The following is a 15,433-nucleotide window of genomic DNA, read 5'->3' on the forward strand; positions in this document are numbered from 1 at the left end:
TTAAATCATCAAACCAAATTTGCCCAGTTCCGACAAGCAAAGAGCCGAAAGCTATATTTGAAGCATTGACAGGTGGAAAAGAAAACTCTAAACCAATAAAGTTCCGAATGGTATATCAGGACACCAAGGGCAACCCCCATGTTCGTGGAAATAAAAAAGGGAAACGGCATCTATTGGATAGGTGTTTTTATGACTTTTACGATTTTGAATGGATAAGAGAATAAAAATCCTCCTCTTCGGCATATGCCCTAACGTAACGGGCGTAGGCTGGATCATAATCCTGAACTTTTAATCACCTAATCTGTTGATTTTCTTGTTGGTTATTGAGACAGAAATATTCCTGTTGAACCCCTCGGGTTTCGTTCTGGATGTGGCAGTAAAACGAAACGAGACCCAGTTCAATTTTTCTGAAACGGATAAATGTGAAAATCATGGAACAGCAATTCAATCAAACAGAAACAAGCTTGTTGGCTATTTTATACAACGACGGCAAACCGCTTGAATTAACGCTCCAGCGTGTATTAGACAGTGAAGACAAGCACGGAAATAATCGATTAAAATCGTTTAAAGGGTCCCAAATTCAATACGCCAAAAAGAATTTGATTAATCTCGGACTTATAGCAGCAATCGAGGCTCCAAAACGCCACGATTTGGAAGAAGGCGAAGGCCTTACGCGGGTGAATGACGATGTGACCTTTTATTATTTCGATTTGGATAAAAAGTTAAAGTTGAGCGCCCTTGGAGAACTGTGGTGCAAAAGCCATTTCGACAAGCTGTAAGCCAGGCACTAAATGTTGAGTCCTGCTATTGGCATTGGCCTGTTACCCATCGCTCCATGCTTCGTATACAAAAACCTGCAACAAACAATAAAAGCCTATGAATAAGAAGACCAAACTACCCCAGGAACGTGTCGATGAGCTGTTTCAAATTCTGAAAAAAAGGTTTGAGAAAAACAGTCATCGTCATCCCAATGTCAAATGGGAACAAGTGCAAACCAAACTTGAAAGTCATCCCGACAAACTCTGGTCACTTAACGAGATGGAAGAAACAGGCGGAGAACCCGACGTCATTGTATGGGATCAGGCAACGAGCAAATACACCTTCTGCGATTGTTCGCCCGAAAGTCCAAAAGGCCGCCGAAGCCTTTGCTACGACCAGGAAGCTTTGGTGTCGCGAAAGAAACATCCGCCGAAAAACAGTGCGCTTTCGCTGGCGGATGAAATGGGCGTGTCCTTGCTCTCCGAAGAACAATACCAGGAGCTTCAGCAGCTCGGTGAGTTCGACACCAAAACATCGAGCTGGCTGAAAACGCCTACCGATGTCCGCTCGCATGGCGGTGCCATTTTTGGAGACCGGCGTTTCGGACGCGTATTCATCTACCACAATGGGGCCGACTCATATTACGGAGCCCGTGGTTTTCGTGGTTTACTAAAGGTGTAAATCCAGTCCAACGTAGTTTCAAGTGTAACAATATCAAATTTTAATACACATAAAAAATGAAAACAAACAATCTCATCTTGATGATTAGTCTATTTGCCTTGATGGCAAGCTCATGTAAGCCATTTTATCAATGCGGCCAAGCTAAGCCCGACAAAGATCTTTTCGTACCGAAACGGGTGAATGTGCTTCTCGACGAACGGGATAGCTTATGCCAGACACTCGACCTGAGAGAGCGCGAAATCAGTTCGTTGAATTCGGACATCTCAGACTTAAACAGCGAAGTAGCCGAGCTAAATCAAACCATTGAAAACGTTGAACGCAAGTACGAAAACCTGGTTGGGGAGAATCTGTCGCAGTCGGAACAATATAATAGGGCGTTACAGCAAAAATCGAATGAATTGGAAGAAAAAGAAAGGCTCATTGAAGAACGGGAGCGGGCATTGAACGAACTGCAGCAGGTGATTGCACGGCAGGATTCGATTACAAACCGGCTGAATAACACCTTGAGAAACGCCTTGCTGGGTTTTCAATCGGATGAGTTATCTGTTGAAATCAAAAACGGAAAGGTGTATGTGTCCATGTCCGATAAACTCCTGTTTAAATCGGGCAGTGCGGCCATCGAATCCAAAGGCAAGGAGGCCATTACCCTTTTGGCCGATGTGTTGGACAAAAACCGCGACATTGATATTCTTGTTGAAGGGCACACCGACAGTATCCCTATACGCACATCGGTTTATCGCGACAACTGGGATTTGAGCGTGGCCCGGGCGACCTCCATCGTCCGGATTTTGACCGATGAGCACAACATTACGCCAACCCGCTTAACCGCATCGGGCAAAGGAGAGTATTCGCCCAAGGCATCAAACAGCACCGCTGAAGGCAGAGCCATTAATCGCCGGACGGAGATTATTCTTTCTCCAAAACTGGATGAAATCATGCAATTACTGAACGCAAGCTAGCATCACCTCATCCGCTGAACCATTTCGGCGGATGAGGTGGTGATTTTGAACCGACTCAAAAACAAACGGCGCATTGAATATACCGACAAACATCATGCAAAGCTTTACTCCCATTCAACCGACAGTAAACCGCCCGGCTGATGATGTCGCGTATGCTCAAATCGCACCCGATGCCAGGCTTCAAAACCTTATCTATTGCTACTGGCAGCTAAAAACACACGAGAAGCTTTCCGAACCATTCGAATACCGGGTGGTGGCCGACGGTTGTATCGACATTTACTTCGAATTGGACAATCCGCACGAAAATTATGTGATGGGCTTCAGCAAAACCTTCACCAAATTTCCATTGGGAATGGCTTTTAACTATGTCGGCGTTCGCTTTTTGCCGACCATGTTTCCTCAACTTTTCAAGATGAGTGCCGCCGAGCTGAGCAACCGCTACGAACATTTAAACCTGGTGGTTCCCGGGCTATCCGAATTCCTGTCAAACAATTTTAAGGAAACGCAAAGTCCGAAAGAAATCAAAAGCCTGCTTGACCAGCATTTTCTTCGGCTGGCCGCGCAATCAAAATTCGACAGCGACCAACGGCTTTACAGGGCCATCGATCTGATCCTCCAAAACCAGGGGATGATCGATATTGAAAAGGATTTGAACACGGGCATCAGCCCCCGGCAGCTTCGCAGGCTATTTAAATTTTATGTGGGCGATACCGCCAAGACCTTCAGCAAGGTGGTTCGTTTTCAAAACATCCTAAAAGCAAAACCAACCCATAAAAGTCTTCGGCAAAACAAACTTTTCTTCGGTGCAGGCTATTACGACCAATCGCATTTCATTAAAGAGTTCAAGAATTTTTATGGTGTCACCCCAAGCACCGCATTCAAAAGGTAATTTTGTCCGATTTTTACAAGCTTTGACCAATCGGAATCGGGAACTTTGATTCGTCATTTAAAACGAAAAAAGTGAAACGATTATTAACATTAGTGGTAGTTTGCCTGGCGAGCTGCGCCCTCGCGCAAACCGGAACCCCTTCAAAACTTCAAGGAAAAATGAAACTAAATGCAGGAATTGTTACCGAAAAACTGGAAGAAACGAAAGCGTTTTACACCTCGGTCTTAGGCTTTGGCGTAAGCTTCGAAAATGAATTCTATCTTTTATTACACACGCCCAACGGCGAAGACGAAATCAGCTTTTTGCTTCCCAATCACCCCAGTCAACAAGCGCTTTTTCACAAGCCTTTTCAACAACAGGGTCTATACCTCACGATTGAGGTCGATGAGGTGGACCAAATCTATCACGAGCTGAAAAAGAAAGGGGTTGAAATCGAAATCGACATTCGCGATGAAGCTTGGGGCGACCGGCATTTTGCCATTCAGGATCCCAACGGCATCGGCATCGACCTGGTAACGCACACCAAACAATAGGATTCAAAAGAGCTTATCCAATTGGTTAAAATTGAAAAAGCGACCCCCAATACCGTTGTTTCGGATAGCTAAAGCCGGCGGCCGTTGTCGGTTCCAAATCGAAAAAACAGGCTTAAAATATGGTAATGAAAGACTAAAGCGGTTTTTTGGGAAATAAAAATCAATTTCAAAAGAGACAAAAAATTCGTGATGAAAACGTTTCGGAAAATTTCAGAAGACTAAAAAAGCAAGAAAAAACGACCGGCTGAAAAGTGATACAGGCTTTGATTGATCTGGAAAAGGATTCGCTCTTATCGATTACAAAAAACGGTCAGGAGGCATAGTCTGCGCAAGATTAAAAAGACAGATAAAATCCTGCAAGCTGAGATGCGCTACCCCAACTCTTTTTTGCATTTCGCGCAAAACGACCAGCTTTTTTGATCAATGTCTTCCACGTAGGTGCTGGATCGCATCACACAGGTGGGGGTTGGGCAGTGAATCAGTCCAAAGGCGTGCCCCAATTCGTGAATGACTTCCTTGCACAGGCGATCGACAAAAACACGTTCATCGGGCTTGAGTCCGTAGCGCTCGTTATACAGGCGGTAGGCCGAAGCAATGCCGCAGCGCCCGTTTAAAAACGCCTGTCCAAAAATAAAGGTCAGAATAGGGATATACAGGTCAACATTAAACAGGGCCAGGGTTTTCACCCGATCCGAAGCAAACTGCGTGTCAATGTCGCGCAACAGCAGGTTGCCATTGTATTGCCGTCGGGCAGGATCAAAATACTCGCTTAAGTCGAGATGGCCCTCTTCAATCACCACCGGAATCCGAAATTCGCGTTCCACATCGTACATGATCTCACCGAGAAATCGTTTCTCGAAATATCCAAATGAGATTAATGTGATGTTCTCCGGCTTCATGCGCGAGGCGGTTTAATGAATGATTCGGGAGCGGTCCGTTTTCCCGGCCTATTTTGTTTGTTTTAACTGGTATTTTTTGATCTTGTTGTACAAGGTTACGCGATCAACTTTCAGCGCTTTGGCCGATGCCGATATGTTCCAGTTGTATTTATTCAGAATTTGCAGCACGTGGTGTTTCTCCAGCTCATCAAGGCTTTCAAAGGCCGGCATGGCTTCAGCTTTTTCAATCGGAAGATCTTTCAGCGTAATTTTTTTGCCGTTGCCAACCACAATGGCCCGCTCGATCATGTTTTCCAATTCGCGAATATTCCCCGGAAACGGAAACTCTTCCAACCTTTTCAAGGCTGCCGGATCGATCGTCATGATGGGCCTGTTCATGGTGGTGCAGTATTTTTTGATGAAGTAGTCGACCAGCAACGGAATATCTTCGGTTCGTTCGCGCAGGGGAGGCACCTGGATGTTCACCACGTTGAGCCGATAATACAGGTCTTCGCGAAACACGCCGTTATCAACCATTGCTTTCAGGTCGCGGTTGGTGGCACAAATCACCCGAAAGTCGGATTTGATTTCCTTGTTCCCGCCTACACGGACAAAACTTTTGCTTTCGAGCACCCGTAACAGTTCCACCTGCATTTTAGAGGAGATGGTGGCAATTTCGTCGAGAAAAATCGTTCCGCTATCGGCCATTTCGAATCGGCCTTTGCGATTATACACCGCGCCCGTAAATGCGCCTTTCTCGTGACCAAACAATTCGCTTTCGAGCAAGCTTTCGGACAAAGCACCGCAATGCACACTCACCAGCGGAAAGTAGCGGCGGGGCGAATTGGCATGAATGGCGCGTGCCACCAGTTCCTTGCCGGTTCCGCTTTCACCGGTAATAATCACCGAAGCATTGGATTGGGCCACGCTTTCAATTTCGCGCAGCACCTGTACCATGGCTTCACTTTCTCCAATCAGGTCTTCCACATTTTCAAGCGAAACAACCTTATCCTTCAGCACCTCGTTTTCGTCCATCAGCGAAATCTGTTTCGACGCGTTGCGAATCAGATGCGACAGGTCATCCGGATCAAACGGTTTGGTGACATAATCGAACGCCCCATCCTTGAGCGCCTGAACGGCCGTTTCAACTGTAGCAAAAGCTGTCATCATGATCACGATGGCATCTTTCTGAATGGTTTTGATGCGCTTCAGCATTTCCAGCCCGTCCATTCCGGGCATCTTAATATCGGCCAGCACAATGTCGAAACTTTCAGCTTCGAGAATGGATAAAGCTTTTTTGGCATCTTCGGCACAATCAACATGGTAACCGTCTTCGATAAACCAATTGTACAAGGAATCCCGAACCGACCGTTCATCGTCAACAACTAAAATGGAGATTTTCTTTGTCATGGTTCATTTTCATTAAGTTCCGTATAAATTATTTCATGTCTTTAACAATGGCAGGGTGATGGCCATGGTTGTTCCGGCTCCCTGTTCCGATTTTGCCTCTGTTTTTCCCTTGTGATTTTGCACAATGCCATGTACAATGGACAGGCCAAGTCCAATTCCGCTGGCTTTTTCCTTGGTCGAAAAGAAAGGCTCAAACACATAAGGAAGGTCCGCTTCATCAATCCCCACCCCGTTGTCAATTACTTCAATCCGAATATGTTCATCGTCAGGATTCAGCGTACGGAAGGTCACTTCACCGTTTTCTGTCACCGCCTCGGAAGCATTCACCAAAATAGCGATACATGCCTGCTTGATCTGGTTGGGGCTGCACGAGATCAAATCTCTTTTTGCTGAAAAGTCGCATAAAAAGTGGATGTTGGCAATTTTCATCGGGTGCGACATCAGCTCGGCGGTATCGTGCAAAATTTCATGCAGGTGCTTCGGTTCAAATCCTTCCTGGTCCTTTTTTGAAAAATCCAGCAAGCCCTTCACAATGTCGCCACAACGTTTGGTTTCGCTTTCAATCAGCTTCAAATGTTTCAGCATCACTTCAACCTTCTCCGGCTCCAGATTAGGTTTACTCAGTTGTTTGTGGATCAACTTCGTGTAAACCAAAATGCCCGACAGGGGATTATTAATCTCGTGCGCTACCGACAGCGACAATTTGCCGAGCGATGCAATCCGTTCAATATTAATCAGTTCATTTTGAGCTTGCCCCAGCTCCTCCGACTTCTTCTGAACCTTGTACTCGAGTTGTTGCGACCAGTTTTGAAGCTCGAGGGTGGCGGTATGCAAATTGTCCAACATTTCGTTGAAGGCGTAGGAAACCATACGCATGTCGGATAGCTGGTTCGGTTTGATTCTGAGCCGGGTGTTTTTATCGCCTTTGGCAACTGCCTCGGCAGCCAGAATGATTTCGTTGAGCGGATTTTTAATTTTTTTGTTGGTGAACAGCACTAAAAAGCCAATAAGTAGAACCGTCATCAGGGCAGCCATAAAAAAGAAATCGGTGGTCGATTCTTGCAAGGCACTGTCCAGTTTCTCGAGTGGCATTTTAATAATTAATGAACCCAGCACTTTTTCATCGGGGCTATGGGCATGACAGGCAGCCGTGTAGCAGGAAGGATTGTTCAGGATGGGCGACTTGATCATCAGATTGCGGATGCTGTCGTTATCCGGATTCATGATGCATTCGCTTTTCGCTTCAATAATCCGGTACGATTTTTCCTCGCGCGAAAACATCTGATCAAAATCTTCGTGGCAACTGGCACAGTCCGGGTCGCTGTGGTTGGTTGAGTGGGATGAAATGGAGGTGTATGCCAGGTTGTTGTTGTTATCGTACATGCTCACATTGTCAATGCCGGACATCGAGTTGATCAAATCCAGGGTTCGCTGCAGCGAGGCCTGATCGTTTTTCAACATGGCATCGTACAATGCTCCTTCAACCAGGTAGCCAATGTTGTTGCCGTTTTCGCTAATTACCGATTTCATGTAATTCTCATTCACCGACCGGAAAATGATTCCGAAGGAGACAAACAGCACGAGCGAAGCGATGGTGATGACAAAAATAACACGTCCGTAGATGGACGACCGGAACTTGACATACCCGTTGACAATGGGAGTTCCAATGCGGTTTTTCTTTTTTATTCTTTTATACCAAGGCATGGGTACAGGCAAAAAGTTAGTTACTACAGGCGAAGTTAATTTTTATAATTGAAACCGGATTCAAATGATGGTTTTGTTTTATAACATCTACTCCGATTCAAGGCAAAAATGGCTTGGAAACAAGACTATCCGGGAATAACAAATTCCGGCCGGCCCACTTTTGCATTCATGCTTAAGTTTCGCCAGCCGGAATCAAGCTGTTCGCTCAATGGCTTAAGTCAAAAAAGTCTGCTGAAAATCTTCCCAGACTTCTTCCGGCAGTTCGGCCAGTGGCTGGTCAATCAGCTCTCCACCATCCTGCAGTACTACCTGATTTGGATTGGCCAGATGCTTCATCACTGAGGCGGACAAAAAATCCTTGAAACGATCCAACTCCTGGGCCGCCCAGTTGCTGGCATCTTCGGCCAGAAAATGGGTGTTGGTGTCGGCTTTCCAGTTCGACGGTTTGATCACGTACATCCAACCTTGCTGATAGGGATCGGCCTTCATCAGGCCAGGTTCATCCACCAACTGTTCATTGGTTCGCACAATTTCGCCCGAAATGGGGGCAAAAATCTTGAGGCTTTTCCCATCATGGTTGATACGAGTTAAAAGCTCGCCTTTTTGCACCTTTTCGCCGGGCTCTCGCAGGTGGCTGATACTTACCTCGCCAGTCAGGTGAAGCAGCAGGTCGTCCAATCCGACCCGGGCTTTTCCTGTTTTTTCGAGGTAAGCCCAGCTATGAAACTTGCTGAAAAAGATTCCCTGGGGAATACGCAGCGACTTGGCGGTAATGAGCCCACCGGCCAGTTGGGTTTGCATGGATTGTTTTGACTTTCGGGTCAGTAACATCCAGAAAGGAACCATAATCAGAAAGAAGGCAATAATAGCCAAATATTCGATTCCTTTGGTTTCAAAAATATTCGTGTATGTAAATCCGTCCATAACATTTTGTTTTTAGGCTGTTGTTTTTTTCCTAACAACAACGGGTTTAATGATTGGTGTTTTTAGCCCATTTAGGTGGTTCGTCCAGTACCGGCATGCGGCTGATGACCCATCTGAAAATCCAAATTTGAACGAGTATAATCGTGATGGCAACAACCACCTCCATCCAGGAAGGAACGTAGCGAACGGCTGCATCCCAGCGGAAAGCGATAATGGACACATTGAGTCGGTTCAGAATAATCCCCACGATGGTGATCACGGCAGCCACCCGGCTCAGCACCAGGCTGGATGTGCGGGAAGCATAGAAAAACAGAGCCATCGGAAGAGCTACAAAGCCAATCATTTCGAGCAGGAACCAATAGCCCATCGATGTATTCAGCAAATCCCAGTGTTGTCCGTGAATGAACACCAAAAATTGCATAAACAGGTAAGCGAACATGCCAAAGGCACAAATCTTTGACAAGCTTTGAACCATACTGTTGCGCGCCTTGCGGTTTTTCTCGCTGATCTTCCGGAAGAACACACGCTGGCTAATGGAGCCTTCAAAAATAACCATCGACAAACCAGCAAAAACGCTGGACACCAGGAACAGCAGCGGAATAAACTCGTTGTACCACAGCGGGTGAATTTTTTCGCTGGCCATGAGGAACAGCGCTCCCAAACCTGATTGGTGCAAGGTTGACAGCGTGATGCCAAAAATAACCGCTCCCAGCGTGAGTCCCGACAGGATTTTGTGGGCGCGCCGTGCTCCCAGCCATTCGGCTACTGCCGGCGAGAATTCAATGAGTTGAGCGATAATATAAAGTAAGAAGTGCCACGCCACCAAAAACAATACCGAGCTGGCCCCAAAATTATTGCCGATAATCGGGTTGAAGATGTTCCAGGGTTTGCCCAGATCGAGTACCAATGCACCGGCGTAGAACATGTAGGCGAGAAAGCCATTCAACACCGTTACACGGACAATGGAGTGATACTTGTCGACCTTCAGAATATAAACAATGAAGGTGAGCACATAAGCTCCGCCCGCAAAGGCCACACCCGTCACCACATTGAAGCCTTTCCACAGTCCCCACGGAACTTCCTGGTTGATATTGGAAACAGCTCCAAGCCCTTCCGTAAACCGGATGACAATTAAAGCCAGCCCAACCAGAATAATCGGAATGGAAATCAGATTGAAAGGCGTGAGCCATTTTCCCCTGGGCTTAAGCTCGTTCATTAAAAATCGCCAGGTCGATTGGCTTTCTTTTTCTTTGGTCAAAGGATATATCGGACTAGTCATGATTTTCTTCTTTAGATTTACGTGATTTAGTAGCTTCGTGAATTCCCAGCAACAGGGTTGGAACCAAAACAAAAACAGAGGGAACACTGTACAGGAATCCTTTGGTTAGTGCCGGATATGATGAGTTCTGCAGCCTCGTGTCGAATCCAAGTTCTTTGTGCTCAACCGGTGCCAGATAGAGGTAACCCGTTCCGCCGGCAACACGTTCGCCATAAATCTGATCGATATACAACTCTGGTATTTCAGCAATCCGGCGTCGTGCTTCGGCAACCAGTTCGCGGCGGGTTCCAAAAAACAAAGCGTCGCCGCAAGTTTCAACACAAACCGGTTTTTCACCTTTGATGATCCGGTCGTAGCACATATCGCACTTCTGAATTTTCGGGTTGGTGCTGCCGTATTCGAATTTCGGCACGTCAAACGGACATGAAATCATACAGTAACGGCATCCCATACATTTCTCTTCGCGCCAAATGACCGGACCTTCCTTGGTTTTATACATGGCTTGGGTCAGGCAGGCCGAAGCGCAGGCGGGCTCATTGCAATGCATGCACTGATTCCGGACATACACTTCGCCTTGCGAGGTTTCATACGCGTTGATGGTGCACCGCTGATTCTCACTGGTTTTCCGGATCACACCCACTTCGGGTTTACCGGTCGGTTCAGGCAGCCCGTGGGCTTCGGCGCAGGCTTTCTCACAGGCTTGGCATCCAATACAAATACTGGAGTCGTAAAGAATACCATGAAATTCCGTATCATCGTCGCCGGAGCCCTTTTTATTGGCTCCTGTGGCATTGACACCAATAATGGTCATGCCCGTAATCGCGATGCTTTTGAAAAATTTTCTACGATCGATAGTCATAATTTAACTTTTAAGGATAGTGATTATAGAAGTTTAGTTTGCTTATTTCGAGGTGTCGATGAAATGGGATTGAAAGTCTTCCCACACTTCAGGACCAAGATCTGCCAGTACGTTGTCTGTTAGTTCGCCGCCATCTTGGAGAACGATGTGCTCGAAAACAACGGTGTTGGAGTTGGCCGATGTTGCCAGGAAATCTCTCAGCCGGGTGAACTCATCTTCCAGCCATTCTTTGTAGGTGTCGGCCATAAACAGCAGGCGCACTTCGCGTGTCCAGTTCAAAGGTTCAATCTGGTAAACCCAACCTTCGGCATAAGGATCAGCATTCACTTGTTGCGGCTCACTTAGAAGCGACTGGTTGCGGCGCTTGATGATTCCTGAAACCGGAGAATAAAGTTCCAGTTGTTTGCCATCGCGAACAATGCTCAATATTTTTTCACCTTTTCTGACTTTTTCGCCCGAATCTTTCATTTTAATATGGGTTAGCGCCCCTGTCAAGTGTTGCATAAAATCGTCCACACCGATTTTCACCAGACCATCACGTTCCATAAAAGCCCAGGTGTGCGTTTTGTCGTAGTACAAGCCAGCCGGTGCCTTGATTGAATTTTCATTCATCGCTGGAGTCATTTCAATGTCTTCGCTGTCAATCCCCAGCTTTTCTTTACGTTTTGACCGGACGAGCAAACCAACAACTAAAAGCACTAGTGCCAATCCAATAGCCAGTATCCAACCGAAAGACAAGAAGGCTTGATTGCCTCCGTTAGCTCCCGGAGCTGTTGGCTTGGTTAGTGCGACCATATTGGCTGTTCTTTCTCTGCTTGACAGTTGGCTGAACCCGGCGTGAGCCAGTTGCTCCTGTCCGTCGTTAGTTATCCAGGTCAGGAAACCGATGGCCGCCTGACTGGTGGGCTCTGACGCTGCCGTAGCGTAAATATCACCGCTCAGTTCTTTCGGGTATTTCCCAATCCAAACACCCCTGGTTAAGGCTTCTGGGCTGGAGTAAATGTTTTCAAACTGATCCAACCGGCTATTCCGGTTTTTGTCGATGGGAAGTACACTGACTTGTGCTGCAAAGGCATTATTTTCAGAATCGATGATATCAACCAGTTTGCAAAAGCCAATGGCATTGATGTCCTGCTGCACTGCGGCAATAAGCTCAGCAGCGGAACTCACCTCCGCAGCTTGAATTTCAGCCTGTGTATAGGCGGCAAGCTTAATATTCACTTGCTGATCATTGGTGATATACGTTTTTACCAGGTTCGCCGGTGCGTCGTCAACGAGCATCGACCAGTTGGGATTTTCGGCAAGAAGCCGTGCCAAATCTTCGGCCTTTACACCTTTTTTGACGATTGTTTGAAATAAGGGGTTGTTTGTGTTGATAATTGGAACCACCACATCGTGCCCAACTACCATTTGCCAGGCTGATCTTTCCTGGCCTGCAATCTGTTGATCAGGGCTTAACAGGTAAAGAACCTCTGCCGAGAATGATGATTCATCAGTGAGCTGGGTGATACGAATGTTTAACGCTGGGTGTTGAGTTTCAAAGTTGGAAACCCAGGTAGAAGTCAGATCGAATAGCTCAGGAGAACTCACAATCTGCAAGCTTGTTGCTTCTGTCTGATCTCCTGTTTTGTTATCGTTTTCAACATTGCCCATAGCAGCCATGTTGAAAATTAAAAATGATAACGCAAAAATGGAAGAAAAAATGGTTTTCATAACGTTGATATTAAGTGTGGTTTTTATTTCAATTACTATATATTGCTGATATTCAGCAACTAATTCAACTTGCCTATCCTTTTGCCAAATAGAATGCCAAAAAAACCACCCTCGGTAAGCGACTGATAATGAATTCATAAGGAGAACACCTATTCAAATATTAAACAGCTCAAGTGTTTAATATTTAAACACTCAAAGTCTAAATAGAAGTCAAGACGCGGACAATCAACACAATACAAGAGGTGTTTAAATATTCAACACCGATGAATATTGCAACACATTTTCAAGTAATCTTCTGTAACCAATCGATTCAAAACACAAAAATATGATCAGGCAAGCCTTTTTTTGGATCAAATGACATTGTAGTAGGTTCAGACAAAAAGTAAAATCTGCCTGGGAAGGCAACCATTTACAGCGTAGCGCCTTGTCTGGTTAACTTTTAGGTATTAGTTTTCTTTTCCCACAAGGATTTAATCTAATCCCATTTTTTTTCTTTATTGCCATTGGTAAGTTTAAGAAGAATGCCGTTTCTTCTCAGCAAAAATCTTCAGCCAGTGGTCATCATCGATCATCAACAGGGCGAAAGCCGCGGAAATACTTCCAATTCAGCCAAAAAAAAAAGAGATGGAAAAAGAGTTGCCCCTTAATCTATCTCTAAAACCCATGAACTAATCGTTCACCCAATCAAGTATTTTTAACGGAAACCTGGAGCTTCGTCTCCTTCAGTTTCTTCTATTTTATCTCCTTCAGCACTACAACCTGTAAAAAAAGAGATAGACAAAGAGTTGCCTCTTAATCTATCTCTAAAACCCATGAACTAATCGTTCACCCAATCAAATCTTTTTATGACAACCTGAAACTTCATTATCCTTCGGTTGATCCTTCCTCAGCGGGAGTCTCATTTGAAGTTTCTTCCTTAGCTGAAGTCTAATCTTCAACTAACGGCGTTAGTTCAAAGTCTACAACCACCGCGTTGGTTGATGTTACAGCAACAACTTCCTCTTCTGCTTCCACATATCCATCAGCCAGAACTTTCAAGTCGTACTCACCCAATGAAAGACCAATCGCAGCATAAAATCCGGTGCTATCCGTCAAGGCCGAAGTGATCAGCGAATCCATTTCGTAGAACTCAACTGTAGCACTTCCAATAGCCAATGAGTCGCCAACGGTGATATGTCCTTCAATGCTTCCGGTTGCTTCTTCGACAACGGCACGAATAACCGGCTTAAAAATAAATCCTTTTATCCCAGCTTTGGTCAATGGATTGCCCTGAACAACAAAGGATTGACTGACATCGAAGTCTAAAAGGACCGTTGAAAAACCTCCATCCTGCACAATTAGCCCATCTTTAATTTTGATTTTCAGTCCACTGGACGATCCACTTGGAATTTTCAAATCAAATGTTGTACTGGCCTCATCACTCAAAACAACGCTGGCATCAACAACATGCAACCTGATTTGGTCGTAGCTGCCGGCATCCAGCTCTACGTTTGTCAATTCAGCCGTTACTCCGTTTCTCAGATCCAGTAGGTTGAATTCCATAGTTTCTTCAGATACGATAACGAATGTCGATCCTTCGCTGTCTTCGCCTTCTGACTCATCTGCCTTCCGAATTTCAATCTTATCAATTGTTACATTGGCTTCAGCAACTAAATCCGTTGGAAAGGGGGCATCAGTAACTAAGAATGACACTGTTCCTTTTCCATCCGGGTTTTTTGATAAATCCTCATCATTGGTACAGGATACTGCGAACCCCACAATCAATCCAAGCATCAGGATCAATTTTGTCTTCATCTTTTGTTTCATAACTTTTTTAATTTTCATTAATGATTAATCTTTCTTCTACATTTACTCACACTACTCCGTCATTAATTTTCGATATATCCTGTTTGTCAAATTTCCTTGTTACTCATATCACTTATCGTGACTTGATTGGCCGAATTTGTTTTGTAATTCAGGTTGAGTGAACGACAAATAATTCAGATCGCTGTTTCTGCATCAGCCGAATCAATGGTGCCACTGAATTTTTTTGAACGACTGCTCTCCAGTTGAATGTCGATATTAAAAAAAGACTCCAGATCACCAATAATATCTGACAGATTTTCACCGGAGAAAGACCGGCTGAATCAGGCCATGCCTGGGTGTGTTGCTGCCAAACTTGTCAGCTCATACGAAGTTTGGGTATTGTATTGCAACGAGTTACCGGCTGTGATCAGTTGTTTTTGTTTTTTGTCCGAGAATTGCACTTTCCCTTCGTATCAGTTCACGGTGAGTTGATTGTCTTGTTCTGAGACCAGGAATCGTGTTCCCAATACTTCGACCTGGCCATTTTTCGTCTCAACGGTAAATTTGTTGCCTTTCTCAACTTCAAAATAAGCTTCGCCTGTTAGTTTAACTTCGCGCTTCCACCAATATTTTGGGTAGCTTGCCGCGCTGTTTTGGCTTAACACCACCCGCGACAAATCGGGAAGCCGCAGGGTTTGAACCTCTTGGCTGTCATTTTGGATCGTTGATGTAGCAAATAAAACATGAAGAAGGAAAATCAGAATAAGCGAAGCCGCAACCGGAATAGTGAGTTGATAGATGACATTCAGGCGTGATAATTTTCCCTTAGACTGATTTTTACCTTCTTCAATTTTTTGTAGAATTTGGTTGAACACAAGCTTCTCTTCCTTCAACTCAGGTACCTCATAGGTTCTGATCACCTGTTCGATCCGCTCTTGCTTTAATGGAAGAACCAAGAATGCCGGAAAAGAATATTTATTTTCGCTTGAGAACATCATTCAAATAACTTGTTGATGCCCTTAATAGTCTTTCGCGACAAAATACCCTACCTGAAAAATTG

At 45.2% G+C, this 15,433-nt stretch carries 15 protein-coding genes; 6 read left to right on the plus strand and 9 right to left on the minus strand.

The window, feature by feature from the left end:
* The 6 genes from AAC033_RS15540 to AAC033_RS15565 form a co-directional block, all read left to right on the plus strand.
* The coding region (locus AAC033_RS15540; RefSeq protein WP_339739752.1) for a hypothetical protein at positions 1 to 224 on the plus strand (224 nt) is incomplete at its 5' end.
* A 207-nt stretch (positions 225 to 431) separates the two neighbouring features.
* Positions 432 to 779: a hypothetical protein gene (locus AAC033_RS15545; protein WP_339739755.1), complete on the plus strand. Its 348-nt coding sequence runs from the start codon at positions 432 to 434 to the stop codon at positions 777 to 779.
* Positions 780 to 876: 97 nt separating this feature from the next.
* Positions 877 to 1,440 carry a DUF4256 domain-containing protein gene (locus tag AAC033_RS15550; RefSeq protein ID WP_339739757.1) on the plus strand — a complete coding sequence of 188 codons (564 nt, stop codon included), beginning with the start codon at positions 877 to 879 and terminating at the stop codon, positions 1,438 to 1,440.
* Positions 1,441 to 1,496: 56 nt separating this feature from the next.
* A complete protein-coding gene (locus AAC033_RS15555; protein WP_339739759.1) occupies positions 1,497 to 2,399 on the plus strand; it encodes an OmpA family protein in 903 nt (300 codons plus the stop codon).
* A gap of 73 nt (positions 2,400 to 2,472) precedes the next feature.
* Positions 2,473 to 3,288 (plus strand): helix-turn-helix domain-containing protein, encoded by an 816-nt coding sequence (locus AAC033_RS15560; RefSeq protein ID WP_339739761.1) that lies wholly within the window; start codon positions 2,473 to 2,475, stop codon positions 3,286 to 3,288.
* Positions 3,289 to 3,359: 71 nt separating this feature from the next.
* Positions 3,360 to 3,821: a VOC family protein gene (locus tag AAC033_RS15565; protein ID WP_339739763.1), complete on the plus strand. Its 462-nt coding sequence runs from the start codon at positions 3,360 to 3,362 to the stop codon at positions 3,819 to 3,821.
* A 371-nt stretch (positions 3,822 to 4,192) separates the two neighbouring features.
* On the opposite strand, the gene AAC033_RS15570 is transcribed toward AAC033_RS15565, so the two are convergent.
* The 9 genes from AAC033_RS15570 to AAC033_RS15610 form a co-directional block, all read right to left on the minus strand.
* Positions 4,193 to 4,720: an archaemetzincin family Zn-dependent metalloprotease gene (locus tag AAC033_RS15570; RefSeq protein WP_339739765.1), complete on the minus strand. Its 528-nt coding sequence runs from the start codon at positions 4,718 to 4,720 to the stop codon at positions 4,193 to 4,195.
* Between the two features lie 48 nt (positions 4,721 to 4,768).
* Positions 4,769 to 6,109: a sigma-54 dependent transcriptional regulator gene (locus tag AAC033_RS15575; RefSeq protein WP_339739767.1), complete on the minus strand. Its 1,341-nt coding sequence runs from the start codon at positions 6,107 to 6,109 to the stop codon at positions 4,769 to 4,771.
* Between the two features lie 33 nt (positions 6,110 to 6,142).
* Positions 6,143 to 7,813, minus strand: a complete 1,671-nt coding sequence (locus AAC033_RS15580) for an ATP-binding protein (RefSeq protein WP_339739769.1) — start codon at positions 7,811 to 7,813, stop codon at positions 6,143 to 6,145.
* Between the two features lie 213 nt (positions 7,814 to 8,026).
* Positions 8,027 to 8,737, minus strand: coding sequence for a glycine cleavage system protein H (locus tag AAC033_RS15585; RefSeq protein WP_339739771.1), 711 nt, complete (start codon positions 8,735 to 8,737; stop codon positions 8,027 to 8,029).
* A gap of 46 nt (positions 8,738 to 8,783) precedes the next feature.
* Positions 8,784 to 10,016 (minus strand): NrfD/PsrC family molybdoenzyme membrane anchor subunit, encoded by a 1,233-nt coding sequence (gene nrfD, locus AAC033_RS15590; protein ID WP_339739773.1) that lies wholly within the window; start codon positions 10,014 to 10,016, stop codon positions 8,784 to 8,786.
* The gene (locus AAC033_RS15595) at positions 10,009 to 10,875 is read right to left on the minus strand and encodes a 4Fe-4S dicluster domain-containing protein (protein ID WP_339739775.1); all 867 of its coding nucleotides are present in this window, start codon (positions 10,873 to 10,875) and stop codon (positions 10,009 to 10,011) included. The genes nrfD and AAC033_RS15595 overlap by 8 nt, the downstream gene beginning before the upstream one ends.
* Before the next feature lie 42 nt (positions 10,876 to 10,917).
* The gene (locus AAC033_RS15600; protein ID WP_339739777.1) at positions 10,918 to 12,588 is read right to left on the minus strand and encodes a hypothetical protein; all 1,671 of its coding nucleotides are present in this window, start codon (positions 12,586 to 12,588) and stop codon (positions 10,918 to 10,920) included.
* A 927-nt stretch (positions 12,589 to 13,515) separates the two neighbouring features.
* Entirely contained in the window at positions 13,516 to 14,382 is an 867-nt protein-coding gene (locus tag AAC033_RS15605; RefSeq protein WP_339739779.1) for a DUF4382 domain-containing protein, read from the minus strand.
* A 464-nt stretch (positions 14,383 to 14,846) separates the two neighbouring features.
* The gene (locus AAC033_RS15610) at positions 14,847 to 15,371 is read right to left on the minus strand and encodes a FecR family protein (protein WP_339739781.1); all 525 of its coding nucleotides are present in this window, start codon (positions 15,369 to 15,371) and stop codon (positions 14,847 to 14,849) included.
* Between the last annotated feature and the right edge of the window lie 62 nt (positions 15,372 to 15,433).

This window comes from uncultured Sunxiuqinia sp., from assembly GCF_963974515.1.
Lineage (GTDB): Bacteria > Bacteroidota > Bacteroidia > Bacteroidales > Prolixibacteraceae > Sunxiuqinia.

Coding starts and splice junctions, on each gene's coding strand:
- AAC033_RS15555 (WP_339739759.1), top strand. CDS start 1,497: ATGAAAACAAACAATCTCATCTTGATGATTAGTCTATTTGCCTTGATG.
- AAC033_RS15610 (WP_339739781.1), bottom strand. CDS start 15,371: ATGATGTTCTCAAGCGAAAATAAATATTCTTTTCCGGCATTCTTGGTT.
- nrfD (WP_339739773.1), bottom strand. CDS start 10,016: ATGACTAGTCCGATATATCCTTTGACCAAAGAAAAAGAAAGCCAATCG.
- AAC033_RS15550 (WP_339739757.1), top strand. CDS start 877: ATGAATAAGAAGACCAAACTACCCCAGGAACGTGTCGATGAGCTGTTT.
- AAC033_RS15600 (WP_339739777.1), bottom strand. CDS start 12,588: ATGAAAACCATTTTTTCTTCCATTTTTGCGTTATCATTTTTAATTTTC.
- AAC033_RS15545 (WP_339739755.1), top strand. CDS start 432: ATGGAACAGCAATTCAATCAAACAGAAACAAGCTTGTTGGCTATTTTA.
- AAC033_RS15570 (WP_339739765.1), bottom strand. CDS start 4,720: ATGAAGCCGGAGAACATCACATTAATCTCATTTGGATATTTCGAGAAA.
- AAC033_RS15585 (WP_339739771.1), bottom strand. CDS start 8,737: ATGGACGGATTTACATACACGAATATTTTTGAAACCAAAGGAATCGAA.
- AAC033_RS15595 (WP_339739775.1), bottom strand. CDS start 10,875: ATGACTATCGATCGTAGAAAATTTTTCAAAAGCATCGCGATTACGGGC.
- AAC033_RS15605 (WP_339739779.1), bottom strand. CDS start 14,382: ATGAAGACAAAATTGATCCTGATGCTTGGATTGATTGTGGGGTTCGCA.
- AAC033_RS15580 (WP_339739769.1), bottom strand. CDS start 7,813: ATGCCTTGGTATAAAAGAATAAAAAAGAAAAACCGCATTGGAACTCCC.
- AAC033_RS15575 (WP_339739767.1), bottom strand. CDS start 6,109: ATGACAAAGAAAATCTCCATTTTAGTTGTTGACGATGAACGGTCGGTT.